The organism is Pseudonocardia sp. ICBG1142, assembly GCF_020496255.1.
Lineage (GTDB): Bacteria > Actinomycetota > Actinomycetes > Mycobacteriales > Pseudonocardiaceae > Pseudonocardia.
On the sequence record NZ_JAHLJC010000030.1, the window covers coordinates 1,544,150 to 1,565,640 of the forward strand.

The following is a 21,491-nucleotide window of genomic DNA, read 5'->3' on the forward strand; positions in this document are numbered from 1 at the left end:
CGTAAACGAAAACGATTCCCATGTTGAGAGGAGGGGCGCGATGGCCAAGTCGACCGACGTCCGGCCGATCGTGAAGCTGCGCTCGACGGCGGGGACGGGCACGACGTACGTGACCCGCAAGAACCGCCGCAACGACCCCGACCGCCTGGTCCTGCGCAAGTACGACCCGAAGGTGCGCAGGCACGTCGAGTTCAAGGAGGAGCGCTGATGCCCGCACGCGCCAAGCCGGTGCGCGCGCCGCGCCGCAAGGCCAACCCGTTGAAGCAGCGGGGGATCGAGCACGTGGACTGGAAGGACGCCGCGCTGCTGCGCACGTTCATCTCCGACCGCGGCAAGATCCGCGCCCGCCGGGTGACCGGACTCACCGGCCAGCAGCAGCGGCAGGTGGCCACCGCGATCCGCAACGCGCGGGAGATGGCCCTGCTGCCCTACCCGCACGCGGGACGGTGAGCGATGGCCAAGCGCTGTGACCTGACCGGCCGTGAGCCGGGCTTCGGCAAGTCGGTCTCGCACTCCCACCGGCGGACCAGCCGGCGCTGGGACCCCAACGTGCAGACCCGCCGCTACTGGCTGGCCGAGGAGAACCGCTGGGTGAAGCTCACGCTCTCGGTCAAGGGGATCAAGACGGTGGACCGGATCGGCGTCTCCGCCGCGGTGGCGAAGGTCCGGGCGAACGGGGTGAAGGTCTGATGGCCACGACCGGACAGATCGCGAAGAACGAGCGGCGGAAGGCGATCGTCGCCCGCTACGCCGAGCGCCGCGCCGAGTTGAAGGCGATCATCGCCCGCCCCACGACGCCGGAGTCCGAGCGGGCCGCCGCGGTCGCCGAGCTGCGCCGCCAGCCGCGCGACGCCAGTGCGACCCGGGTCCGCAACCGCGACTCGGTCGACGGTCGTCCGCGCGGACACCTCCGCAAGTTCGGGGTGTCCCGGGTCCGCCTGCGCGAGCTCGCGCACGACGGCGCACTGCCGGGTGTCCGCAAGTCGAGCTGGTGACGAACCGTGGTTGACGTGCGGTGACCGGGTTCCGGGGCCCCCCGTTCGGGGCCCTGGAACCTCGGTGTAAAGTTCTTCCCGTCGGTGAGAGTGAGCCCCTCGGGGCCCGCGGGACACCGGTGCTGCCGCCCCCTTAGCTCAGTCGGCAGAGCGTCTCCATGGTAAGGAGAAGGTCTACGGTTCGATTCCGTAAGGGGGCTCGACAAGGGGCCTCGCCGCATGCGGCGAGGCTTCTTGCATGACGGTGTAGCTCAGTTGGTAGAGCAAGCGGCTCATAATCGCTGTGTCGCCGGTTCAAGTCCGGCCATCGTCACCACGTTGGCGCATCATTCACGAGACATGCTGGGAGGCACCCGCGATGGCCAAGGCCACGGACGTGCGGCCGAAGATCACTCTGGCCTGCGAGGAGTGCAAGCACCGCAACTACATCACCAAGAAGAACCGGCGGAACGACCCCGACCGGCTCGAGATCAAGAAGTTCTGCCCGAACTGCGGCACCCACCGGGCGCACCGCGAGACCCGCTGAGTGCGTAGCGACTCCCGGAGCTGACGGTGGTCGACCAGTCCTGGGTCGGGCACAGCTCGGACCCGGTCGGGCCGTACCAGGTCGGTCGCGAGAAGATCCGCGAGTTCGCCGTCGCCATCGGTGACGACGACCCGCTCTTCCGTGAGGTGGACGCGGCGCGTGCCGCGGGTCATGCCGACCTGGTGGCCCCGCCGACGTTCTCGACCTGCTTCACGATGCCGGTCATCGAGGACTTCCTCCGGGACCCCGCCTTCGGGTGGGACTACACCCGCATGGTCCACGGCGACCAGCGGGTCACGTTCCGCAGGCCGCTCATCGCCGGCGACGAGCTCACCACGGTGCTGCACGTCGACGAGCTGCGCACCCGGGCCGGCAACCACATGCTGACGCTGCGGTGCGAGATCACCGACGCGGCGGGCGAGCCGGTCGCGACCACGCACTCGATGCTGGTCAGCCCCGCCGGCGAGGACACGGGCACCGAGGGGGACGCGTGAGTGCACCGCTGACCTCGCGGACCGCCGCGGACTGCGCCAAGGGCGACGCACTGCCGTCGCTGACCGTCCAGGTCACCCGCGCCGACCTGGTGCGCTACGCCGGTGCCTCCGGCGACCTGAACCCGATCCACTGGAGCGACCGCGTCGCCGCGGTCGCCGGGCTGCCGGGTGTGATCGCGCACGGGATGCTCTCGATGGCGCTCGCCGGGCGCGTGCTGACCGCGTGGACCGGGGACCCGGCCGCGATCCGCAGCTACGGCACCCGCTTCACCCGGCCCGTCGTCGTCCCGGACGACGACACCGGTGCGACCGTCGAGCTCTCCGGCACCGTCGCTGAGGTGCGCGAACAGGACGGCGAGCGGATCGCCGTCGTCGATCTCAAGGCGACCTTCGAGGGGAAGACGGTGCTCGGCCGCGCCCGCGCCGAGGTCGTCCTCCCCGGGTGAGACGACCCGGCGTACGGGCCCGCGGGCGCGGGTGCGTACACTCGTTCCAGCCGGGCGCACCGGATGATCCGTTGCGTCCGCCCCGCGGCCACCTGGTGGACCGGGGCAAAGGGGTGTAGCTCAATTGGCAGAGCAGCGGTCTCCAAAACCGCAGGTTGCAGGTTCAAGTCCTGTCACCCCTGCCACGACGCCGCAGGCCACCGGAGATCACGGCGGCGCGGCTGACGGCACGGACGAAGCGACGAGGGTTCTCCCGAAGCGGAGGACGTGACCGAGGGCGGGCGGACGCCCGCCACCTGCGGAGGGCGACACGCGTGAGCGACGAGCACGAGTCGGAGCGGCCCGGGCGGGAGCGCCCGAGCAACGCCGCCGACCGTCGTGGACGGCGGGCCTCCGGGCCCGCGAGCACCCCCGGCAAGGGTCGCGCCACCCCAGGTCGCGCCGCCGCGGCGACGAAGGAGAAGAAGCCGTCGCTCTTCGCCCGGCTCGCCCGGTTCCTGCGCGAGGTCGTCGCGGAGCTTCGCAAGGTCATCTGGCCCGACCGCAGCCAGATGGTGAAGTACACCATCGCGGTCCTGATCTTCGTGTCGATCATGGTGGCGCTGGTGTTCGTGCTGGACTCGGCGTTCGCCGAGGGCGTCGCCCTGCTGTTCGGCAACTGACGCGAGTACGAACGCCGACCGGCTCCGACCGACACCGAACAATGGAAGCGAGTAGGACGTGACCTCCGACAGCAAGGCGTACGACGAGGCGGCCGACGAGGCCGCGATCGACGCCGTCGCCGAGAACGCGGCCGACGAGACGCTGCCCGAGCAGTCCGTCCAGGACGCCGACGTCGAGGCGGCGCACGGTGAGGACGCCGTCTCCGGCGACTACACCGAGGCCGAGGACGACAGCGCCCCCGGCGCCGAGGCGGAGACGCTGGACGGCGAGGGCGAGACGGTCCCGACCGCCGACGGCACCGACGAGGCCGAGGCCGTCGCGGAGGAGCCGGACGAGGACGTGGATCCGGAGGAGGAGCTGCGCGCCGCACTGCGTCGCGCGCCCGGCGACTGGTACGTCGTCCACTCCTACGCGGGCTACGAGAACAAGGTGAAGTCGAACCTCGAGACCCGGGCGCAGACCCTGGACGTCGAGGACTACATCTTCCAGGTCGAGGTGCCCACCGAAGAGGTCACCGAGATCAAGAACGGGCAGCGCAAGAAGGTCCAGCGCAAGGTGCTGCCCGGCTACATCCTGGTGCGGATGGAGCTCAACGACCAGTCCTGGGGCGCGGTGCGGAACACGCCGGGCGTCACCGGGTTCGTCGGCGCGACGTCCAAGCCGTCGCCGCTGACGATCAACGAGGTCGTGAAGTTCCTGCTGCCCAAGGTCGAGGCCCCCAAGAAGGACGCCGAGGCCGGCAGGTCCGCGTCCGGCGGTTCCGCCTCCTCCGGCGGCGCCCCCACCGTCGAGGTCGACTTCGAGGTCGGCGAGTCGGTCACCGTCATGGACGGCCCGTTCGCCACGCTCCCCGCGAGCATCTCCGAGGTCAACGTCGACGCCCAGAAGCTCAAGGTGCTGGTCTCGATCTTCGGCCGGGAGACCCCGGTCGAGCTCGGGTTCAACCAGGTCTCCAAGATCTGATCGCACCCGTGAGGAACGTCCGCGGCATGGCAGGGCCGCGTGGCGTGCACATCGATCACTGAGGAACGGACATGCCCCCCAAGAAGCGGAAGCTCTCCGCGATCATCAAGCTCCAGATCCAGGCAGGCGCAGCGACGCCGGCCCCGCCGGTCGGCCCCGCACTGGGCCAGCACGGCGTCAACATCATGGAGTTCTGCAAGGCCTACAACGCGGCGACCGAGGCCCAGCGCGGCAACATCGTGCCGGTCGAGATCTCGGTCTTCGAGGACCGGTCGTTCACCTTCGAGCTGAAGACCCCGCCCGCGGCGCGGCTCCTGCTCAAGGCGGCCGGTGTCGAGAAGGGCTCCGGCGAGCCGCACAAGACCAAGGTCGCCAGCGTGACCATGGCCCAGGTCCGGGAGATCGCCCAGGTCAAGATGAACGACCTGAACGCGAACGACCTCGACCAGGCCGCCAAGATCATCGCCGGCACCGCCCGGTCGATGGGCATCACGGTCGACGGCTGAGCGAGCCCCCCACACCACCCGTACGCGTGGGAGAGCCGGGCGCGGCTCCTACCACGACCTGACCTCAGAGGAGACGAGGACAGATGGCACAGCGCAGCAAGGCCTATCGTGAGGCCGCCGCGAAGATCGACGCGGACCGCCTCTACTCGCCGCTCGCCGCGGCGAAGCTGGCCCAGGAGACGTCCAGCAAGAACACCGACGCGACCGTCGAGGTCGCGATGCGGCTGGGCGTCGACCCCCGTAAGGCGGACCAGATGGTCCGCGGCACCGTGAACCTGCCGCACGGTACCGGCAAGACCGCCCGGGTCATCGTGTTCGCCACCGGCGACAAGGCCGCCGAGGCCGAGGCCGCCGGCGCCGACGCCGTGGGCGCCGAGGACCTCATCGAGCGGATCCAGGGCGGGTGGCTCGACTTCGACGCCGCCATCGCGACCCCGGACCAGATGGCCAAGGTCGGCCGCATCGCCCGCATCCTCGGCCCGCGTGGCCTGATGCCGAACCCGAAGACGGGCACCGTGACGCCGGACGTCACGAAGGCCATCAACGAGATCAAGGGCGGCAAGGTCAACTTCCGGGTCGACAAGCAGGCCAACCTGCACCTCGTCATCGGCAAGGCCTCGTTCGACACCGAGAAGCTGGTGGAGAACTACGGCGCCGCCTACGACGAGATCCTGCGGCTCAAGCCGTCGGCCGCCAAGGGCCGCTACGTCAAGAAGATCACCGTCTCCACCACCACCGGGCCGGGCATCCCGGTGGACCCGAACCGCACCCGCAACCTGCTGGTCGCGGACGAGGAGACCGACTGATCGCCTGATCAGCGCCTGACACGACGACGCCCCCGGTTCCCTGCGGAACCGGGGGCGTCGTCGTGTGCGGGGTCAGGCCCAGTCGCGCAGGACGTCCTCGACGTCCTCCGGGCCGGTACCGCGACCGGCGGTCTCGGTGACCGTGCGGGAGAACCGGGGCGCCGGGGCGGCCTGGGGCACGCCGTCGGAGGTGACGATGGTGCCGCGCGCGGCCAGGTGCGCGTTCTCGCGGGCCTCGGCGAACGACAGCACCGGGGTGGTGCACGCGTCGGTGCCCTCGAAGACCGCGGCCCACTCGTCGCGGGGCTTGGAGGCGAACACCTCGGTGAACCGGGCCCGCATGGCGGGCCAGCCGGCGCGGTCGTACTGCGGGCCCAGCTCGTCCTCGGTGAGCCCGAGCCCGGCGATGAGCTGGGCGTAGAACTGCGGCTCCAGCGCCCCGACGGCCATGTGGCCGCCGTCGGCGCAGGTGTAGGTGTCGTAGAACGGGGCGTGCCCGTCGAGCAGGTTCGAGCCGCGCTCGTCGACCCAGGCGTCCTGCGCCAGGAAGCCCCAGAACATCTGGTTGAGGACGCTGACGCCGTCGACCATGGCGGCGTCGACGATCTGGCCCTGCCCGGAGGCCTTCGCCTCCCAGAGCGCGGCCAGCACGCCGACGACGAGGAGCATGGAGCCGCCGCCGAAGTCACCGACCAGGTTCAGCGGCGGGACCGGGCGTTCCCCGGCGCGGCCGATGGCGTGCAGCGCACCGGTCAGCGAGATGTAGTTCAGGTCGTGCCCGGCGCGCGGCGCCATCGGGCCGTCCTGGCCCCAGCCGGTCATCCGGCCGTAGACCAGGCGCGGGTTGCGGGCGTGGCAGTCCTCGGGGCCGACGCCGAGGCGCTCGGTGACGCCCGGTCGGTAGCCCTCCAGCAGGACGTCGGCGGACTCGACCAGCCGGAGCACGGTCTCCCTGCCTGCCGGGTCCTTCAGGTCCGCGGTGACCGAACGACGGCCGCGTGCCGTCGGGTCGGGTACCGAGTCGGACCCGAGCTTCAGCCCGCCCGACGGCCGGTCGATGCGGACGACGTCCGCCCCGAGGTCGCCCAGGATCATCGCCGCGTGCGGCCCCGGCCCGATCCCGGCCAGCTCGATCACCTTCAGTCCGGCCAGCGGACCCCTGCCCCGTGTCACCGTGGACCTCCTCGTCACGCGAATGGTTCCCGGCGACGGTAGCGGCCCGGCGCCGGTGGTCAGCCGGTCGGCTCGCGAGCCGGCTCCTCGTAGTCCCAGATGTCCTTGCCGATCTCACGGACGGGATGGCCGGTCGTGTCCCGCTCCTGGATCGTGTACGCGTAGCGCCCGTGCTGCCAGCCGTCGCGCAGCGCGACCTCCAGCAGGCAGGCCTCGGCCCAGTCGTGCCACTCGTCGAAGCCGTCGGGCAGCGGGTCGGGTGCGTCGCACTGGATCTCGGTCATCCGGTGCAGCACACCCCGCAGCGGCTGCCAGGCCTGCACGTCCAGCCAGATGTCGTCCATCGCCGGCGCCTCCGTCGGGTGGGTCGGCCCCCAGTCTCGCCGGGCGCCGTCGCGGCGGGCCGGACGGCCGGGGGGTCTTCACCCGATCGTGGTCAGGCCTTGAGCAGGTCCTCCCGGCCCTCGGCCTGGAGCTTGGCCTTGTACGGGCCGAAGAGCTGCTTGGCGATCGGCAGCAGCTTGAGGACCTTCGAGACCGGGCCCTTGGCGCGGACGTCGCCCTTGGCCAGCGCGACCGGGAGGATGACCTTGCCCAGCCAGAACCGGTTGCCGGTGTCGGCGGACATGAACAGCTCGATGTTCGGGTCGGGGCCCTGCCCGGCGCCGGTGTGGATCTCGGAGTTCGGCATGTCCACGGTGAGCACCGCGTCCGGGTTCGTGTAGGTGATCCGCAGGACGACGCCCGACGGCTTCAGCTTCGCGACCAGGTCCGGGTCGGCCATGCCGATCCGGAACACCCCGCCCAGGTACTCGTAGACCTCGGCCTCGTCGGCGAACACGGCCATCAGCGCCTCCTCGCGGGATGGGGGCCGGACGTGGGGTCGCCCGGTGCGTCGCGGCGAGTGTGTCCGGTGTGGTCCGGGGCGCGCAGCCGATCACCGGGCCAGGGTTGGCCCGCCCGGGCCGTGCCGCCCCTCAGCGCCCGGCCGGGTGCTCGTCGAGCAGTCCGCAGCGCCCGGCGAGCGCGGCCGCCTCGATCCGGTTGGCCGCGCCCAGCTTGTGCAGCAGCGAGGCGATCATGCGCTTGGCGGTGCGCTCGCTGACCAGCATCGGGCGCGCGATGTCGGCGGTCTCCAGGCCCCGGGCCAGCAGCGTCCACAGCTCGATGTCGCGCTCACCGAGCCGGTCGAGCAGGCCGTCGGCGGTGCGGTCGGCCGCGACGAGCAGCGCGTCGAGCAGCTCCGCGCGCAGCACCCGCACCCCGGCAGCGATCGACAGCAGCGGGGCGACCAGCACCTCCGGGTCGGCGGACTTGCCCAGGTAGCCGTCGGCGCCGGCGCGCATCGCGGCCGCGGCCAGGTCCAGGTCCTCGGTGCCCGACAGCGCCAGCACCCGGGTGGCGGGGTAGGCGGCCTTGATCCGGCGGATCGTCTCCACCCCGCCCAGCGGCGGCAGCGCGAGGTCGACGATCGCGATCCCGGCCCGGTGCCGCCCGACCAGCGCGACGGCCTCCTCCCCGGCCGTGGTGGAGCCCGCGACCCGGAAGGTGTCCCCGGCGCGGGACTCCAGCAGCAGGGCGAGCCCCTGCGCGAACAGGGCGTGGTCGTCGACGATGACGACGACGTGCGGCGCTGTCGGCGCGGGCGGCATGCCCCGAGCCTAATGTGGCCCCGACCCGCGTCCCCGTCCGAGAGGTCCCGACCGTGACCGCGCACCCCGGTGAGCTCCCCGAACGCACCCGGGAGGAACGCCAGGCCGTCGTGCTGCGGCTCTGCGTGGTGCTCGCCGCCGTGGGCCTGGTCGTGAGCCGCCCGGACCTGACCGGCGAGCGGCCGGTCGTCGCCGCGGTGCTGGTCGGGCTGAGCACGGTGTACGCGGCGGTGCTCGGCGTCGTCTCGCTGGTGCGGGGGCGGCTGCCGGTGCCCCCGGCCGTGTTGACCGGGCTCGACGGCGTGCTCAGCGTGCTCGCCTGCGGGTTCACCGGCGGCGTCGCGAGTCCGATGGTGGGGGCGCTGCCGCTGGTCGTCATCGCGATCGCGTTGCGCGGGGGGCCGCGCGTCGCGCGGTTCGCCGCGCTCGGGCTCGGTGCCGGCTACACCGTCGCGGTCCTGCTCGGGTCCGGGCCGCGCGTCGCCGTCGCCGACGCGCTCCTGGCCGGACTGTGGTGGACCGGCTTCCTGTTCGCGACCGCCGTGCTCACCGGGGTGCAGGTGCGGCTGCTGGAACACCAGCTGGCCGACATCGCGACCACCCGGGCCCGCGCGGAGAACGAACACGAGCGCTACCTGTCCGAGCGTGCGCTGCGGGACCGGATCGTGTCCCAGAGCCGGGCCCGGCTCGACGGTGCCCGCGTCGTGCTGCACGAGTTCCGGACCCCGGTCGCCTCGCTGACCGCGCTGTCGTCGGACCTCGCGGCGGGCAGGCTCGACGGTGACGCGGCCCGGCGTGCGTCGCGGCTGCTCGCCGACCACGCCGCCCACCTCCAGGACATGCTCGACGGGCTGGCCGACCTGGCCGTCGCCGACGGCAGCCCGCTCGGGCGCGACCGACCCCGCCGCGTCGCGCTCGTCGAGCTCGCCGACGCCGTGCTCGACGCCGCCGGGATCGCCGCCCACCGGCGACACCCGGTCGTCGAGCCGGCCGGGGCCGCGGTCCACTGCGACCCGCAGCGGCTGCGCCGGATGCTCACCAACCTGGCCGAGAACGCCGCCCGGCACTCCGGCGACGAGGTCGTGGAGCTGCACCTGTCGCACGACGGCGCCGTGCTCACCGCCGAGGTCCGGGACCGCGGTCCCGGCCTGCCCGCGGGCCAGGAGGGCGTCGTGACGGCCAAGGGCGTCGCGCTGGGGGAGCGCCGCGGCACGGCCGGGCTGGGCCTGTGGATCGCCGAGGCGCTCGCGTCCGCGATGGACGGTGAGCTGAGCCTGCTCCCGCGTGAGGGCGGCGGCCTCGTCGCCCGTCTCACCCTGCCGCTCGCCGGCGCCTGAGGGCCGGCCTGGCACCCGGGGGCCAGCGCTGGCGCGGACGACGGGTGTGCCGGAGGTCTCGGCGCGACCAGGATCCACCACCATGCGTACGACGGCAGCGGTGCTGTGGGAACCCGGTGGCAAGTGGGAGATCGAGGAGGTCGAGCTCGACTCCCCGAACGCCGGCGAGGTGATGGTCGAGCTGACCGCGTCGGGGCTGTGCCACTCCGACGAACACCTCGTGACCGGTGACCTGCCCGCGGTCCTGCCGATGGTCGGCGGCCACGAGGGCGCCGGCCGGGTCATCGAGGTCGGCCCGGGTGTCACCGAGCTCGAGGTCGGCGACCCGGTCGTGATGACCTTCCTGCCCTCCTGCGGGCGCTGCCCGTACTGCTCCAAGGGCCAGCCGAACCTCTGCAACGACGGCGCCGGAGCCACCCTCGGCCCGCAGCTCGACGGCACCTACCGGTTCCACGCCCGCGGCGAGGACCTGGGCCAGATGTGTCTGCTCGGCACGTTCGCCCGGCACACCGTCGTCCCGGTGAAGTCCGCCGTGAAGATCGACGAGGGCTTCCCGCTCGACCTGGCGGCGCTGGTCGGCTGCGGTGTCACCACCGGCTTCGGCTCCTCGGTCCGCACCGCGGACCTGCGGGCCGGGGACACCGCCGTCGTCGTCGGCATCGGCGGCATCGGCGCGAACGCGGTGCAGGGCGCCCGCGCGGCCGGGTGCCGGTACGTCGTGGCCGTCGACCCGGTCGAGCACAAGCGGGAACGCTCCCGCGAGCTGGGCGCCACGCACGTCGCCGCGAGCATCGACGAGGCCTGGGAGATCGTCAGCGAGGTGACCCGCGGGCAGATGGCCGAGGCGGCGATCCTGTGCACCGGCGTCGCGATGGGTGAGGACCTGCAGCCCGCGCTGCAGCTGGTCGGCAAGCGCGGCCGGGTCGTCGTCACCGCGCTGGCCCGGGCCGAGGAGGAGACGGCGTCGCTGTCGCTGCTCGACCTCACGCTCTACGAGAAGCAGATCCGCGGCGCGCTGTTCGGCAGCTCCGCGGCGCAGTTCGACATCCCGCGGCTGCTGGAGATGCACAACCTGGGACAGCTCAAGCTGCGTGAGCTGATCACCAAGGAGTACACCCTCGACCAGGTCAACGAGGGCTACGAGGACATGCGCTCCGGGCGCAACATCCGCGGGCTCATCCGGTACTGAGCACGACCGGGGCGACTCGCACCGACCCGGATCTGACAGGCTGGTGGGGTCACCCTCCCGTCCCGTCGTCCCAGGAGTCGCCCCGGTGAGCTCGGAGGCCCCGCTCGAGGAGCTCGGTTCCCCGAGCCTGGTGGAGCTGGCGCTCGACCGGATCCGCCGGGACATCCTGCGGGGTGTGTTCGCGCCGGGGGAGCGCCTGGTCGAGGAGCAGCTGACCCGCCGGTTCGGCATCAGCCGGGCGCCGGTGCGCGAGGCGCTGCGTCAGCTCGGCGAGCAGGGCCTCGTCGAGCACCTCCCGCGGCGCGGGGTCCGGGTCTGCGAACTCTCGGCCCGGGACATGACCGAGCTGTTCGGGCTGCGCGACGCGCTGGAGCGGTTCGCCGTGGACGAGATGTTCGCCGGGAGCGGGCGCCGGGACCCGGCCCGGCTCGCCCGCCTCCAGCGGGCCACCGAACGGATCGAACGCGCCGCGGCCGACGACGGCGCGGTCGACCGCGCCGAGGCGCACCGCGAGTTCCACCTGGCCCTGGTCGGACTGGCCGGGCACCGGCACCTCGTCCGGGTCTTCGAGCCGGTCATCCTGCAGCTGCAGCTGTACATGGCGACCAACATGCGTCGCGAGGCCGAGCAGCGCTCCCCGGCCGAGGGGGCGCGACGGCACCGTCGGCTGTACGAGGCGGTCGTGGCCGGGGACCGGGCGGCTGTGCTCGACGCGCTGGCCCACCACGGGGGCCGCGCCTACCTCGGCCCCGAGCTGCACGAGCAGTAGCAGACGTCACGCAGCTGTTACCTCGGACACCTTGAGGTGACACAAAACTGTCGACAATCGACGGAATGCAGCTGCTGTCCAGCCCCTCGGCGACGGTGTCCGGCCTCCGTGCCGGCTACGCCTCCGGCGCCCTCCGACCCGCGGACGTCGTCGCGGAGCTGACCGCCAGGATCGACGCCCGCGGCGACGACCACGTCTGGATCTCCCGCACCCCGGTCGACGAGCTGCACCGGCGGGCCCGTGAGCTGGAGGGACTCGACCCGGCCGGCCACCCGCTGTGGGGCGTGCCGGTGGCGGTGAAGGACAACATCGACGCCGTCGGGCTCCCCACCACCGCCGCCTGCCCGGCGTTCACCCGCACCCCCGACGCCGACGCCACCGCGGTCCGGCGGCTGCGCGCGGCGGGCGCGATCGTCGTCGGGAAGACCAACCTGGACCAGTTCGCCACCGGTCTGAACGGGGGCCGCTCGCCCTACGGGGCGCCGGAGAGCGTCTTCGGCGGCGACCTGATCTCCGGCGGGTCCAGCTCGGGGAGCGCCGTCGCTGTCGCGGCCGGATTGGTGCCGGTCGCGCTGGGCACCGACACCGCCGGGTCCGGGCGGGTGCCCGCCGCGCTGAACGGCGTCGTCGGGCTCAAGCCCACCCGCGGCCTCGTGGGCACGGCCGGGATGCTGCCCGCCTGCCGGTCGCTGGACTGCGTCAGCGTGTTCACCCGCGACCTCGCCGGGGCCGCCGAGGTGCTCGCGGTGCTGGCCGGGCCGGACCCGGACGACCCGTGGTCCCGGGCCGCCCCGCTGGAGGCCCCCGGCGCCGGCCCGGTCGTCGTCGCGCTGCCGGAGGACCTGGATCTCGACCGCGGTGACGGGACGGCCGACACCGGGATCGCCGACGCCTTCGCCCGGGTCGCGGCGACCGTCGCCGCCCGGGCCGCGGGCACCGTCGGCACACCCACCGCGGCCCTGCGCGAGGCCGGGGACCTGCTCTACGGCGGGCCGTGGGTGGCCGAACGGCTCGCCGTCCTCGCCGACGTCCTCGACACCCACCGCGACGCCGTGCTGCCGGTGACCCGCGCGGTGATCGAGGCGGGTGCCCGGTTCTCCGCCGTCGAGGCGTTCCGCGCCCGGTACCGGCTGCAGGAGCTGCGCGCCGAGGTCGCCCGGCTGTTCGCGACCGCGGACGTCCTGCTGCTCCCGACCGTGCCGACGACGTTCACCCGGGCGGAGCTGGCCGCCGAGCCGGTCGTGCGCAACCTCGTCCTGGGCCGCTACACCCAGGCCACCAACCTGCTGGACCTCGCCGCCGTCGCGGTGCCCGCCGGGACCACCGACGACGGGCGGCCGTTCGGGGTCACCCTGCTCGGCCCCGCCTTCTCCGAGGCCCGGCTGCTGCACGCCGCGGCCGCGCTGCTCGGGCCGCCGCGATGAGACCGCCCGCACCGTGCCCGTCCCCTCTGCCCGCACCGACCACCGGAACCGGAGGCGCCATGACGACCGACGCACTCGACACCGCACCCGACCCCGCACTCGACGCCGCGACCCGCACCGCCGCCATCGGGCCGGTCGCGGCCCGTCCCTACCCCTGGCCCTACGACGGCACCGTCCCCGCCGCCCGCACCGCGCTGATCTGCATCGACTGGCAGGTCGACTTCTGTGGGCCCGGCGGCTACGTCGACCGGATGGGCTACGACATCGGGCTCACCCGACAGGGCCTCGCCCCGACCGCCCGGCTGCTGGCGCACGCCCGCGAGACCGGGATGCTCGTCGTCCACACCCGGGAGGGACACGCCGCGGACCTGTCCGACCTGCCCGCGAACAAGCGCTGGCGGTCGCGGCGGATCGGGGCGGAGATCGGCAGCCCCGGACCGGCCGGGCGGATCCTCGTCCGCGGCGAACCCGGCTGGGAGATCGTGCCGGAGGTCGCCCCGGTGCCCGGCGAGGTGCTGATCGACAAGCCCGGCAAGGGCGCGTTCTACGCCACGCAGCTCGACCTGGTCCTCCGCTCCAACGGGATCACCCACATCCTGCTGACCGGCATCACCACCGACGTCTGCGTGCACACCACCATGCGCGAGGCGAACGACCGCGGCTACGAGTGCCTGATCCTCGCCGACTGCACCGGCGCCACCGACCCCGCCAACCACGACGCCGCCCTGCACATGGTGACCATGCAGGGCGGGGTGTTCGGCGCCGTCGGGTCGTCCGACGCCGTCGTCGAGGCGACCACCTGGAGTGACTCGTGATCTCGGTCGACGCCGACCCCGGCACCTTCACCTCCGACCCCGCGACCACCGCCCTGCTGATCATCGACATGCAGCGGGACTTCTGCGAGCCCGGGGGATTCGGCGAGACCCTGGGCAACGACGTGTCGTTGCTGCGCAGCGTCATCCCGCCGCTGCAGGAGGTACTGCGCACCGTCCGCGCGCTGGGCATGACCGTGATCCACACCCGCGAGGGCCACGTCCCGGACCTCAGCGACTGCCCGCCCGCCAAGCTCAACCGCGGCGAGCCGAGCCTGCGCATCGGCGACCCGGGGCCCAAGGGCCGCATCCTGGTCCGCGGCGAGTACGGCCACGACATCATCGACGAGCTGACGCCCGAGCCCGGCGAGCTCGTGATCGACAAACCCGGCAAGGGCTCGTTCCACGGCACCACCTTCGGCGCCGAGCTGCGGTCCCGCGGCATCACCAGCCTGATCGTGGCCGGCGTGACCACCGAGGTCTGCGTGCACACGACCGTCCGGGAGGCCAACGACCGCGGCTACGAGTGCCTCGTGCTCTCGGACTGCACCGGCTCCTACTTCCCCGAGTTCCACCGCGTCGCACTGGAGATGGTGACCGCCCAGGGCGGCATCTTCGGCTGGGTCGCGCCCTCGTCCGCACTGCTCACCGCACTGACCAGGGAGGCCGTGGCATGACCACGACGGATACCGCACCCCAGCCGATGAGGCTCTCCTGGTGGGTCGCGGGGGACACCAACGCGTTCTTCGGGCTCGGGTTCAACACGCTGGTCAACGTGCTGACCCTGACCGGGCTGTGCATCGGGGTGGTGAACATCCCCGGCGCCGAGGTGTTCGGGGTGATCCTCCCGGCGCTCGGCGTCCAGCTGCTGATCGGCAACGTCTACTACACCTACCTCGCCCGCCGACTGGCGCACCGCGAGGGCCGCACGGACGTCTGCGCCATGCCCTACGGCCCGTCCGTGCCGCACATGTTCATCGTCGTCTTCGTGATCATGCTGCCGATCGCGCTGGCCACCGGGAACCCGCTCACCGCCTGGGCGGCCGGTCTCGCCTGGTCGTTCATCATCGGGCTGATCGTGCTGCTCGGCGCGTTCGTCGGGCCGTGGATCCGGCGGTTCACCCCGCAGGCCGCGATGCTCGGCACGCTCGCCGGCGTCTCGATCGCGTTCATCTCGATGCGACCGGCCGCGCAGATGTTCGAGGCCCTGTGGATCGCGCTGCCGGTCATGGTGATCATCCTGATCGGGTTCTTCACCGACCTGAAGCTGCCCGGGAACATCCCGGTGGGGCTGGCAGCGCTGCTCGTCGGCACCGCGATCGGCTGGGTCGGCGGGTACATGTCGGTGCCCGACGTCGTCTCCGCCGCCGGCGACGTCGCGATCAGCCTCCCGACCGTCGACCTGGCCCGGCTCGGTGCCGGGCTCGCCGACGTCGCCCCGCTGCTCGCCACGGCGATCCCGCTGGGCATCTACAACTTCACCGAGGGCATGACGAACATCGAGTCCGCGGCCGTCGCGGGCGACGAGTACAACATGCGCGCGGTGCTCGCCGCGGACGGCGCCGGCGCGGTCGTCGGTGCCGCGATGGGCTGCCCGTTCCCGCCCGCTGTCTACATCGGACACCCGGGTTGGAAGGCAGCCGGCGGCCGGACGACGTACTCGCTGGCGTCCGGGGTGTTCATCTCGCTGATGTGCTTCCTCGGGCTGTTCTCGCTGCTCGGAGCGCTGCTGCCGACCCCGGCGATCGTGCCGATCCTGCTCTACATCGGCCTGCTGATCGGGGCCCAGGCGTTCCAGGAGACCCCGCGCCGCCACGCCGTCGCCGTCGTCATCGCGATCGTCCCGAACATCGCGGCCTGGGCCACCGGGCTGATGAACAACGCGTTGTCGGCCGCGGGGACGACCGCGGCCCGGGTGGGCGAGGAGGCCCTCGCCGGGGCCGGGCTGGTCTACCACGGCACCGTGCTGCTCGGCGGTGGCGCGATCCTCGCGGGTCTGGTGCTCGGCTCGATCACCGCGTTCGTCATCGACAAGAACTTCTTCGCCGCGGCCGCCTACTCCGCCGCCGGGGCGGTGCTCGGGTTCGTCGGGCTGATGCACGCCGAGGCCGTCGGCTGGAACGTGGGCGGGCAGATCGCGCTCGGCTACCTGTTCGCGGCGATCGTGCTGGCCGCGTTCGGGTGGGGCACCCGACGTGGCGCCACCGCCCGGAATGCCGTCGCGCCGGAGCCCGCCGCGCCGGTCGCCCCGGCGGAGCCGCAGCCGGCTCGGCCGGCCGCGGCCCCGGCCACGACCGAGGGCCCCGACGCCGTCGGCGGACCCCGCCCGGCCACGGCATGACCCGCGGCACGGTCACCACGGCCGACGAGCTGGACCGGCCCGACGTCGTCGCGCAGGTGCGGGCTGCGTTCGACCGGTACGAGCGGGCGCTGCGCGACGCCGACGTCGCCGTCCTCACCGAGCTGTTCTGGGACGACGACCGGTGCGTCCGCTACGGCGTCGCCGACCGCCAGCAGGGCGGCGCCCAGATCGCCGCGTGGCGCCGGGCGAACCCCGGGGTCCCGGCCGGGCGGATGCTGTCCGGCACGACGGTCCTCGCCCTCGGGAGCGACGCGGCCGTCGTCAGCACACGGTTCGGCTACCCGGACGGCGCGCGGGAGGGCCGGCAGACCCAGACCTGGGCGCGGCTCGGCGGCGCCTGGCGGATCGTGGCAGCACACGTCTCGGAGGTGCCGTGCTGACCGGGGTGTTCGCGGTCGTCGCCGCGCACCGGCGGGGCCAGCCGCTGCACCACGAGCTGCTCGCCCTCGGGGCCCGGTTCCGGGCGGTGCGGGTGACCGCGCCGGAGTACCGGTTGCTCGCCCTCGACGGCGACGTCCCGCGCGGCGGGCTGCTCCGGGTCGGCGCGGGCGGTGCGGCGATCGAGGTGGAGGTGTTCGACCTGCCCGCCGCGGCCGCCGCGGGCCTGGTGCTGCCCGCGCCGCTCGCGCCGGGCCGGGTCCTGCTCGACGACGGCGATCCGGTCGCCGGGATCGTCTGCACGACGGCGACGCCCGGGGCCCGGGACGTCACAGAACACGGCAGCTGGCCCGCCTACCTCGCCGCACGGTGATCCGGGGCCGTCCCACCGCATCCCTGCGGGTGGGACGGCCCCGGGGCTTCAGCCGACCAGGTCGCGGATCGTGCGCAGGTGGTCGGGTGCACCGTCCACGACCATCGTCGTGATCAGCGAGTCGCGGAACACCGGCAGCTCCTCGGCGATCTTCGCCGTCGGACCGATGAGTGCCACCTGCTCGACCATCGAGGTCGGGACGGCCTTCGCGGCCGCGTCCTTGTCGCCGGCGAGGTAGAGCTCCTGGATGCGGGCGCACTCCTGCTCGTAGCCCATGCGGGCGAAGACCTCGTAGTGGAAGTTCGCGCCCCTGGCGCCCATCCCGCCGACGTAGAGCGCGAGGAACGGGCGGATCCGGTCCGCGGCTGCCTCGACGTCGTCGTCGACGACGACCTGCACCATGCAGACGACCTCGAAGCCGTCCGGGCGCCCGCCGCGGGCGGCGAACCCGGCGTCGAGGGACTCGCGGTACTGCGCGTCGTTCCGGGGTGCGTAGAACAGCGGCTGCCAGCCGTCGGCGATCTCGGCGGCGAGCGCGACGTTCTTCGGGCCCTCGGCGGCGAGCAGGATCGGCAGGTCGGTCCGGTACGGGTGCAGCGTCGAGCGCAGCGGCTTGCCCAGCCCGGTGCCGCCCGGGTACGGGATCGGGTGGTGCGGGCCGTCGGAGAGCACCTTCTCCCGCGCGATCGCGGCGCGCAGGATCCGGACGTACTCCCGGGTGCGCGCGAGCGGCTTCGGGTACGGCTGCCCGTACCAGCCCTCGACGACCTGTGGCCCGGACGCGCCGATGCCCAGCACCATCCGGCCGCCGGAGAGGTGGTCCAGCGTCATGGCGGCCATCGCCGTCGCGGTCGGGGTGCGCGCGGACATCTGCACGACCGAGGTGCCCAGGCGCATCCGCGTGGTGCGGGAGCCGAGCCAGGACAGCGGGGTGAACGCGTCAGAGCCGTACGCCTCGGCCGTCCACATCGAGTCGAAGCCGAGGTCCTCGGCGGCGTCGACCTTCTCCACCGTTCGGGGCGGCGGCCCGGCGCCCCAGTAGCCCAGCGCCAGGCCGAGCTTCACGACGCCGTCCCGAACGTCACCGGTAGCCGCTTGATGCCGTTGATGAAGTTCCCGGTCAGGAACTCCGGCTCGCCCACCGACAGGTCCGGGACCCGGTTGAGGAGCTGGTGGAACAGCGCGCGCAGCTGGGTCTTGGCCAGGTGGTGGCCCAGGCAGAAGTGCGGGCCGCCGCCGCCGAAGCCGACGTGCGGGTTCTCGGCGCGGGTGATGTCGAAGACGTGCGGGTCGGTGAAGACGGACTCGTCGCGGTTGCCGGAGTGGTAGAAGAGCACGACCCGCTCGCCCTCGGCGATCCGCTGCCCGCGGATCTCGGTGTCGCGGGTCGCGGTGCGCCGGAAGGTCAGCACCGGGCTGGCCCAGCGGACGAACTCCTCGACGGCGGGCTTGATCCGGTCGTCGAACTCCTCGGTCAGCAGCCGCTTCTGGTCCGGGTTGCGGTCCAGCGCGAGGATGGCGTGGCTGGAGGTCTGCCGGGTGGTGTCGTTGCCCGCGACGCACAGCAGCACGAAGAACGCCGCGATCTCCTCGTCGGTGAGCGCGTCACCGTCGACCTCGGCCTGCACCAGGGCGGTCATCAGGTCGTCGGCGGGGGCCTCGCGGCGCAGCGCGGACAGCTCGAACGACGCGGTGTGCAGCGTCATCAGCCCGTTGAGCAGCACCGCCATCGGGTCGCCGTCGCCGATGTAGTCCGGGTCGTTCCAGCCGACCATGGCGTTGGCGGCGTCGGCGACCTCCTGCCGCCTCTCCGGCGGGATGCCGATCATCTGCGAGATCGTCCACATCGGCAGCCGCGCCGCGACCGCGGTCACGAAGTCCGCCGAGCCGTCACCGGCGAGCAGGTCGTCGACGATGAGCCGGGCCTGCTCGGCGATCTGCTCCTCGATCTGACGGACCCGGCGCGGGGTGAACACCGAGCTGATGACCTTGCGCTGACGGTGGTGGCGCGGTGCGTCCATCGCGAGGATGGAGTGCGCGGCCTCCAGCATGTCCTCGGGCACGTCCTCCAGCATCACGCCGCCGTACTGCTGGCCGGAGGCGAAGGTCTCGGCGTCGCGGCTGACGGCCTGGATGTCGGCGTGGGTGACCAGTGCCCAGAACCCGGGGGCGTCGGGGTCGGGCAGCAGGTCGGTCTCGGCCGGCGGGTGCCAGGACAGCGGGCGCTCGCGGCGCAGCTCGGCGAACCGCTCCTCGCGGGCATCGGGGGTCTGGGCCCAGAACGCCTGGGTGGAGATGTCGAGCGGGTCGTACGGGCGCTTCTCCGTGGTGGTCACGGGATTGCCTCCTCGCGGTTGCGTCGTCGGAACCGGATCAGATCTCGGGTGGGGGGATCATGCCCGTCAACACGGCACCGCTGATGCCGCCGTCGGCGACGAGCGCGTGTCCGTTGATCCAGGCGGACTCCGGACCGGCCAGGAACAGGACCGGGCCGGCGATGTCGGCGGGGGTGGCGTGCCTGCCGAGGAACGCGGCGAGCGCGTCGAGGTTCTCCTTGCCCATCGACTCCTCGAAGTCGCCGAGGATGGGGGTCTCGACCGGGCCGGGGCAGACGGCGTTCATCCGCACCCCGTTCTCGCCGAACACGGGGGCCATGAGCATCGTGTAGACGATCAGGGCCTCCTTGGAGAAGTTGTAGGCGTTGCCCGCCTGCGGGTGCGCCGCGAACCAGGCGAGCCCCTCGTCGACGGTGTCGGTGGCGAGCAGCTCGCGCAGCGCCGCCAGCCGGTCGGCCCAGCCGTAGCCGGCGATGGAGGCGACGTTCACGATCGCGCCACCCGGGCGGATCCGTTCGACGACCGACTCGGTCAGGTGACGGAGCCCGAGCAGGTTCACCCGCAGCACGAGCTCGGCCGGCGCGGTGCCGGGCACTCCCGCCACGTTGCACAGGGCGTCGAACTCCCCGCCGAGCGCGGCGACGGCGGAGTCGATCGACGCGACGTCGGACAGGTCGCAGTGCACGTGCCGCGCGACGTCGACGGGGGTGTCCTTCAGGTCCAGCGAGACGACCTCGTCGCCGGCATCGACGAACCGGCGCGCGACCTCGGCGCCGATCCCGGACGCGGCACCGGTCACCAGTACCCGGCGGCTCACTTGGTGACCAGGAGGTCCTCGCGGCCGTCGGCCTTGAGACGTTCGACGTAGGTGGGGAACAGGCGCTTGGACAACGGCGCGAGCTGCAGGAGCTTGGTGACCGTGCCATCGACCTTCACCTTGCCCTTGGCCATGGCGAAGGTCAGGTTGACCGTGCCGTGCCAGTAGGCGTTCGCGGTCTCGGTGGACATGGTCATCGTGGCCTGCGGCTCGGGGGCGCCGGCGTCGGAGCCCTTCCAGACCTTGGCCCCGGGCAGGTCGATGATCAGCGCGGAGTCCGGGTCGGTGCACTGCTGACGCAGGACCAGGCCGGTGCTGCGGAGCTTCGGCGACAGCTCCGGGTCCGCCAGCGCGGTCTCGAAGATGCCGCCGATGTAGCGGTACAGCTCGTCCTCGTCGGTGAATCCGGGCACGGTTCCTCCACGTCGTCGTGAGTGTGCGTCGTTGCCACCGGAACGTAACGTAGATTACGTTACTGGGGAAGTACCCCGACTCGGAGGACGCGGAGGTCGGCGTGGACGTGGCCGTGGACGTGTCGACGACGGTGGTCGACGCCCCGACGGTCCCCGTGTCGGTGTCCCGCGGCCTTCCGGGGGAGTGGGGCGCAGCCGCTCCGCCGCCCGCCACGGTTGTTCGGGACCGACGCCGTCCGGCCCCGGCGGGCAGCGCCGGGTCGGCCGGTCCGGCCCTGCTCCGGGTTCCGTCCGCCCGACGCGTGACGCGCGGACCGGACGCCCGCCGCGCAGGATCTCCTGATCGGACGCGCGTCCGGCGTGGCACCCTGGTGGGCCGGCACGGGTGGTGGAGAGGGGGCGGGGTGGCCAGGAGGACGGGTCGGCAGATCGCTGCCGAGCAGTACTACGACGCCGCGATGTCGATCCTCGCGCGCGAGGGCGCGGCCGGGCTGAAGATCGGCCCGCTGTGCCGGTCCCTCGGCGTGACCAGCGGATCGTTCTACCACCACTTCGGCGGCTGGGCGGGCTTCGTCCGCGGGCTGCTGCGCTACTGGGAGGCCGAGCAGACCGACCGGATCGTCGAGCTGGCCCGGGCGACCGCGGACCCGGTCGAGCGGATCGACGTGGTCAAGCAGCTCACGGTGGCCCTGCGACACGACGCCGAGGCCGCGATCCGGGCGTGGGCCCAGATCGACCCGGAGGTCGGTCGTGCCCAGGCGCGCGTGGACGTGCAGCGCAGGATCGCGCTTGAACAGGTGGTGGCCGAGGTGGTGCCCGACCCGGACGACGCCCGCAGGCTCGCCGTCTTCGGCATCTCGCTGATGGCCGGGTACCAGCAGACCTGCGACCCCCGCGACCGCGATCTCCTGCGTGCCCTGTTCGACGACTACCAGCGCCTCATCCTGTCGTACGCCCCGCACGTGACGCCGCCGATCGGGTGATCCTCTGTGCGGGTGGGGCGGTGGTGGCCGAACCGGCCGACCGCGCCCATTCAGGCCGTTCGGACCAGCCCTGC

The 21,491-nt window shown here is 72.9% G+C and carries 29 protein-coding genes and 3 tRNA genes; 24 read left to right on the top strand and 8 right to left on the bottom strand.

All coding sequences use genetic code 11. The features are described 5' to 3' along the window. The first annotated feature begins 40 nt into the window (after positions 1-40). The 14 genes from rpmG (KPL59_RS21580) (at position 41) to rplA (ending at position 5,399) form a co-directional block, all read left to right on the top strand. A complete protein-coding gene (gene rpmG / locus KPL59_RS21580; protein WP_020623297.1) occupies positions 41-208 on the top strand; it encodes a 50S ribosomal protein L33 in 168 nt (55 codons plus the stop codon). After that, positions 208-450, top strand: coding sequence for a 30S ribosomal protein S18 (rpsR, locus tag KPL59_RS21585; RefSeq protein ID WP_020623296.1), 243 nt, complete (start codon positions 208-210; stop codon positions 448-450). Before rpmG (KPL59_RS21580) ends, rpsR begins: the two co-directional genes overlap by 1 nt. Before the next feature lie 3 nt (positions 451-453). Further along, positions 454-690 (top strand): 50S ribosomal protein L28, encoded by a 237-nt coding sequence (gene rpmB, locus KPL59_RS21590; RefSeq protein ID WP_226361815.1) that lies wholly within the window; start codon positions 454-456, stop codon positions 688-690. Then, on the top strand, positions 690-995 hold the full coding sequence (gene rpsN / locus KPL59_RS21595) for a 30S ribosomal protein S14 (protein ID WP_020623294.1): 306 nt from the start codon (positions 690-692) through the stop codon (positions 993-995). The genes rpmB and rpsN overlap by 1 nt, the downstream gene beginning before the upstream one ends. Before the next feature lie 127 nt (positions 996-1,122). Then, a tRNA-Thr gene (locus KPL59_RS21600) sits at positions 1,123-1,195 on the top strand. A gap of 40 nt (positions 1,196-1,235) precedes the next feature. Continuing rightward, a tRNA-Met gene (locus KPL59_RS21605) sits at positions 1,236-1,311 on the top strand. A 42-nt stretch (positions 1,312-1,353) separates the two neighbouring features. Then, entirely contained in the window at positions 1,354-1,521 is a 168-nt protein-coding gene (gene rpmG, locus KPL59_RS21610) for a 50S ribosomal protein L33 (RefSeq protein ID WP_020623293.1), read from the top strand. A gap of 26 nt (positions 1,522-1,547) precedes the next feature. Beyond that, positions 1,548-2,015: a MaoC family dehydratase N-terminal domain-containing protein gene (locus tag KPL59_RS21615; protein ID WP_226361816.1), complete on the top strand. Its 468-nt coding sequence runs from the start codon at positions 1,548-1,550 to the stop codon at positions 2,013-2,015. Beyond that, on the top strand, positions 2,012-2,461 hold the full coding sequence (locus KPL59_RS21620; protein WP_020623291.1) for a MaoC family dehydratase: 450 nt from the start codon (positions 2,012-2,014) through the stop codon (positions 2,459-2,461). The genes KPL59_RS21615 and KPL59_RS21620 overlap by 4 nt, the downstream gene beginning before the upstream one ends. A 109-nt stretch (positions 2,462-2,570) precedes the next feature. Continuing rightward, a tRNA-Trp gene (locus KPL59_RS21625) sits at positions 2,571-2,646 on the top strand. 129 nt (positions 2,647-2,775) lie between these two features. Next, positions 2,776-3,123, top strand: coding sequence for a preprotein translocase subunit SecE (secE, locus tag KPL59_RS21630; RefSeq protein WP_020623290.1), 348 nt, complete (start codon positions 2,776-2,778; stop codon positions 3,121-3,123). A 58-nt stretch (positions 3,124-3,181) separates the two neighbouring features. After that, a complete protein-coding gene (nusG, locus tag KPL59_RS21635; RefSeq protein ID WP_226361817.1) occupies positions 3,182-4,087 on the top strand; it encodes a transcription termination/antitermination protein NusG in 906 nt (301 codons plus the stop codon). Positions 4,088-4,158: 71 nt separating this feature from the next. Then, a complete protein-coding gene (gene rplK, locus KPL59_RS21640; RefSeq protein WP_020623288.1) occupies positions 4,159-4,593 on the top strand; it encodes a 50S ribosomal protein L11 in 435 nt (144 codons plus the stop codon). 83 nt (positions 4,594-4,676) lie between these two features. Then, positions 4,677-5,399 (top strand): 50S ribosomal protein L1, encoded by a 723-nt coding sequence (rplA, locus tag KPL59_RS21645; protein ID WP_226361818.1) that lies wholly within the window; start codon positions 4,677-4,679, stop codon positions 5,397-5,399. A 72-nt stretch (positions 5,400-5,471) separates the two neighbouring features. Here rplA and KPL59_RS21650 read toward each other — a convergent pair whose 3' ends face one another. The 4 genes from KPL59_RS21650 to KPL59_RS21665 all read right to left on the bottom strand — a co-directional run bounded on the left by KPL59_RS21650 (position 5,472) and on the right by KPL59_RS21665 (position 8,224). Continuing rightward, complete coding sequence (locus KPL59_RS21650; protein ID WP_226361819.1) at positions 5,472-6,572, bottom strand: CaiB/BaiF CoA-transferase family protein; 1,101 nt, start codon at positions 6,570-6,572, stop codon at positions 5,472-5,474. Positions 6,573-6,631: 59 nt separating this feature from the next. Beyond that, positions 6,632-6,916 (bottom strand): hypothetical protein, encoded by a 285-nt coding sequence (locus tag KPL59_RS21655; protein ID WP_020623285.1) that lies wholly within the window; start codon positions 6,914-6,916, stop codon positions 6,632-6,634. A gap of 92 nt (positions 6,917-7,008) precedes the next feature. Continuing rightward, positions 7,009-7,419 carry a sterol carrier protein gene (locus KPL59_RS21660; protein ID WP_020623284.1) on the bottom strand — a complete coding sequence of 137 codons (411 nt, stop codon included), beginning with the start codon at positions 7,417-7,419 and terminating at the stop codon, positions 7,009-7,011. A gap of 130 nt (positions 7,420-7,549) precedes the next feature. After that, on the bottom strand, positions 7,550-8,224 hold the full coding sequence (locus KPL59_RS21665; RefSeq protein ID WP_020623283.1) for a response regulator transcription factor: 675 nt from the start codon (positions 8,222-8,224) through the stop codon (positions 7,550-7,552). Between the two features lie 53 nt (positions 8,225-8,277). On the opposite strand from KPL59_RS21665, the gene KPL59_RS21670 reads away from it, so the two are divergent. The 9 genes from KPL59_RS21670 to KPL59_RS21710 all read left to right on the top strand — a co-directional run bounded on the left by KPL59_RS21670 (position 8,278) and on the right by KPL59_RS21710 (position 16,868). Next, positions 8,278-9,561: a sensor histidine kinase KdpD gene (locus KPL59_RS21670; protein ID WP_226361820.1), complete on the top strand. Its 1,284-nt coding sequence runs from the start codon at positions 8,278-8,280 to the stop codon at positions 9,559-9,561. A gap of 82 nt (positions 9,562-9,643) precedes the next feature. After that, a complete protein-coding gene (locus tag KPL59_RS21675) occupies positions 9,644-10,750 on the top strand; it encodes an NDMA-dependent alcohol dehydrogenase (RefSeq protein WP_043277598.1) in 1,107 nt (368 codons plus the stop codon). 85 nt (positions 10,751-10,835) lie between these two features. Further along, positions 10,836-11,519 carry a GntR family transcriptional regulator gene (locus KPL59_RS21680; RefSeq protein ID WP_226359280.1) on the top strand — a complete coding sequence of 228 codons (684 nt, stop codon included), beginning with the start codon at positions 10,836-10,838 and terminating at the stop codon, positions 11,517-11,519. A gap of 65 nt (positions 11,520-11,584) precedes the next feature. Next, positions 11,585-12,943, top strand: a complete 1,359-nt coding sequence (locus tag KPL59_RS21685; protein ID WP_226361821.1) for an allophanate hydrolase — start codon at positions 11,585-11,587, stop codon at positions 12,941-12,943. Between the two features lie 59 nt (positions 12,944-13,002). Further along, positions 13,003-13,758 (top strand): cysteine hydrolase family protein, encoded by a 756-nt coding sequence (locus tag KPL59_RS21690; RefSeq protein WP_226359278.1) that lies wholly within the window; start codon positions 13,003-13,005, stop codon positions 13,756-13,758. Then, complete coding sequence (locus KPL59_RS21695; protein ID WP_226359277.1) at positions 13,755-14,432, top strand: cysteine hydrolase family protein; 678 nt, start codon at positions 13,755-13,757, stop codon at positions 14,430-14,432. Before KPL59_RS21690 ends, KPL59_RS21695 begins: the two co-directional genes overlap by 4 nt. Continuing rightward, the gene (locus KPL59_RS21700) at positions 14,429-16,096 is read left to right on the top strand and encodes a regulator (RefSeq protein ID WP_226359276.1); all 1,668 of its coding nucleotides are present in this window, start codon (positions 14,429-14,431) and stop codon (positions 16,094-16,096) included. Before KPL59_RS21695 ends, KPL59_RS21700 begins: the two co-directional genes overlap by 4 nt. After that, complete coding sequence (locus tag KPL59_RS21705) at positions 16,093-16,497, top strand: AtzH-like domain-containing protein (RefSeq protein ID WP_226359275.1); 405 nt, start codon at positions 16,093-16,095, stop codon at positions 16,495-16,497. Before KPL59_RS21700 ends, KPL59_RS21705 begins: the two co-directional genes overlap by 4 nt. Continuing rightward, positions 16,491-16,868 (top strand): hypothetical protein, encoded by a 378-nt coding sequence (locus KPL59_RS21710; RefSeq protein ID WP_226361822.1) that lies wholly within the window; start codon positions 16,491-16,493, stop codon positions 16,866-16,868. The genes KPL59_RS21705 and KPL59_RS21710 overlap by 7 nt, the downstream gene beginning before the upstream one ends. A 48-nt stretch (positions 16,869-16,916) precedes the next feature. On the opposite strand, the gene KPL59_RS21715 is transcribed toward KPL59_RS21710, so the two are convergent. From KPL59_RS21715 to KPL59_RS21730, 4 genes are read right to left on the bottom strand one after another with little or no spacing between them, the layout of a single operon-like run. Continuing rightward, a complete protein-coding gene (locus tag KPL59_RS21715; RefSeq protein ID WP_226361823.1) occupies positions 16,917-17,933 on the bottom strand; it encodes an LLM class F420-dependent oxidoreductase in 1,017 nt (338 codons plus the stop codon). After that, positions 17,930-19,204: a cytochrome P450 gene (locus tag KPL59_RS37085; RefSeq protein WP_226361824.1), complete on the bottom strand. Its 1,275-nt coding sequence runs from the start codon at positions 19,202-19,204 to the stop codon at positions 17,930-17,932. The genes KPL59_RS21715 and KPL59_RS37085 overlap by 4 nt, the downstream gene beginning before the upstream one ends. Before the next feature lie 37 nt (positions 19,205-19,241). Beyond that, positions 19,242-20,021 (bottom strand): coniferyl-alcohol dehydrogenase, encoded by a 780-nt coding sequence (locus KPL59_RS21725; protein ID WP_226361825.1) that lies wholly within the window; start codon positions 20,019-20,021, stop codon positions 19,242-19,244. Beyond that, entirely contained in the window at positions 20,018-20,434 is a 417-nt protein-coding gene (locus tag KPL59_RS21730) for an SCP2 sterol-binding domain-containing protein (RefSeq protein WP_226361826.1), read from the bottom strand. Before KPL59_RS21730 ends, KPL59_RS21725 begins: the two co-directional genes overlap by 4 nt. 404 nt (positions 20,435-20,838) lie before the next feature. Between KPL59_RS21730 and KPL59_RS21735 the strand changes: the two genes are divergently transcribed. Beyond that, on the top strand, positions 20,839-21,417 hold the full coding sequence (locus tag KPL59_RS21735) for a TetR/AcrR family transcriptional regulator (RefSeq protein WP_020625179.1): 579 nt from the start codon (positions 20,839-20,841) through the stop codon (positions 21,415-21,417). Positions 21,418-21,491: the final 74 nt, after the last annotated feature.

Coding starts and splice junctions, on each gene's coding strand:
- rpmG (WP_020623297.1), top strand. CDS start 41: ATGGCCAAGTCGACCGACGTCCGGCCGATCGTGAAGCTGCGCTCGACG.
- rpsR (WP_020623296.1), top strand. CDS start 208: ATGCCCGCACGCGCCAAGCCGGTGCGCGCGCCGCGCCGCAAGGCCAAC.
- rpmB (WP_226361815.1), top strand. CDS start 454: ATGGCCAAGCGCTGTGACCTGACCGGCCGTGAGCCGGGCTTCGGCAAG.
- rpsN (WP_020623294.1), top strand. CDS start 690: ATGGCCACGACCGGACAGATCGCGAAGAACGAGCGGCGGAAGGCGATC.
- rpmG (WP_020623293.1), top strand. CDS start 1,354: ATGGCCAAGGCCACGGACGTGCGGCCGAAGATCACTCTGGCCTGCGAG.
- rplK (WP_020623288.1), top strand. CDS start 4,159: ATGCCCCCCAAGAAGCGGAAGCTCTCCGCGATCATCAAGCTCCAGATC.
- rplA (WP_226361818.1), top strand. CDS start 4,677: ATGGCACAGCGCAGCAAGGCCTATCGTGAGGCCGCCGCGAAGATCGAC.
- KPL59_RS21655 (WP_020623285.1), bottom strand. CDS start 6,916: ATGGACGACATCTGGCTGGACGTGCAGGCCTGGCAGCCGCTGCGGGGT.
- KPL59_RS21660 (WP_020623284.1), bottom strand. CDS start 7,419: ATGGCCGTGTTCGCCGACGAGGCCGAGGTCTACGAGTACCTGGGCGGG.
- KPL59_RS21665 (WP_020623283.1), bottom strand. CDS start 8,224: ATGCCGCCCGCGCCGACAGCGCCGCACGTCGTCGTCATCGTCGACGAC.
- KPL59_RS21675 (WP_043277598.1), top strand. CDS start 9,644: ATGCGTACGACGGCAGCGGTGCTGTGGGAACCCGGTGGCAAGTGGGAG.
- KPL59_RS21685 (WP_226361821.1), top strand. CDS start 11,585: ATGCAGCTGCTGTCCAGCCCCTCGGCGACGGTGTCCGGCCTCCGTGCC.
- KPL59_RS21690 (WP_226359278.1), top strand. CDS start 13,003: ATGACGACCGACGCACTCGACACCGCACCCGACCCCGCACTCGACGCC.
- KPL59_RS21700 (WP_226359276.1), top strand. CDS start 14,429: ATGACCACGACGGATACCGCACCCCAGCCGATGAGGCTCTCCTGGTGG.
- KPL59_RS21705 (WP_226359275.1), top strand. CDS start 16,093: ATGACCCGCGGCACGGTCACCACGGCCGACGAGCTGGACCGGCCCGAC.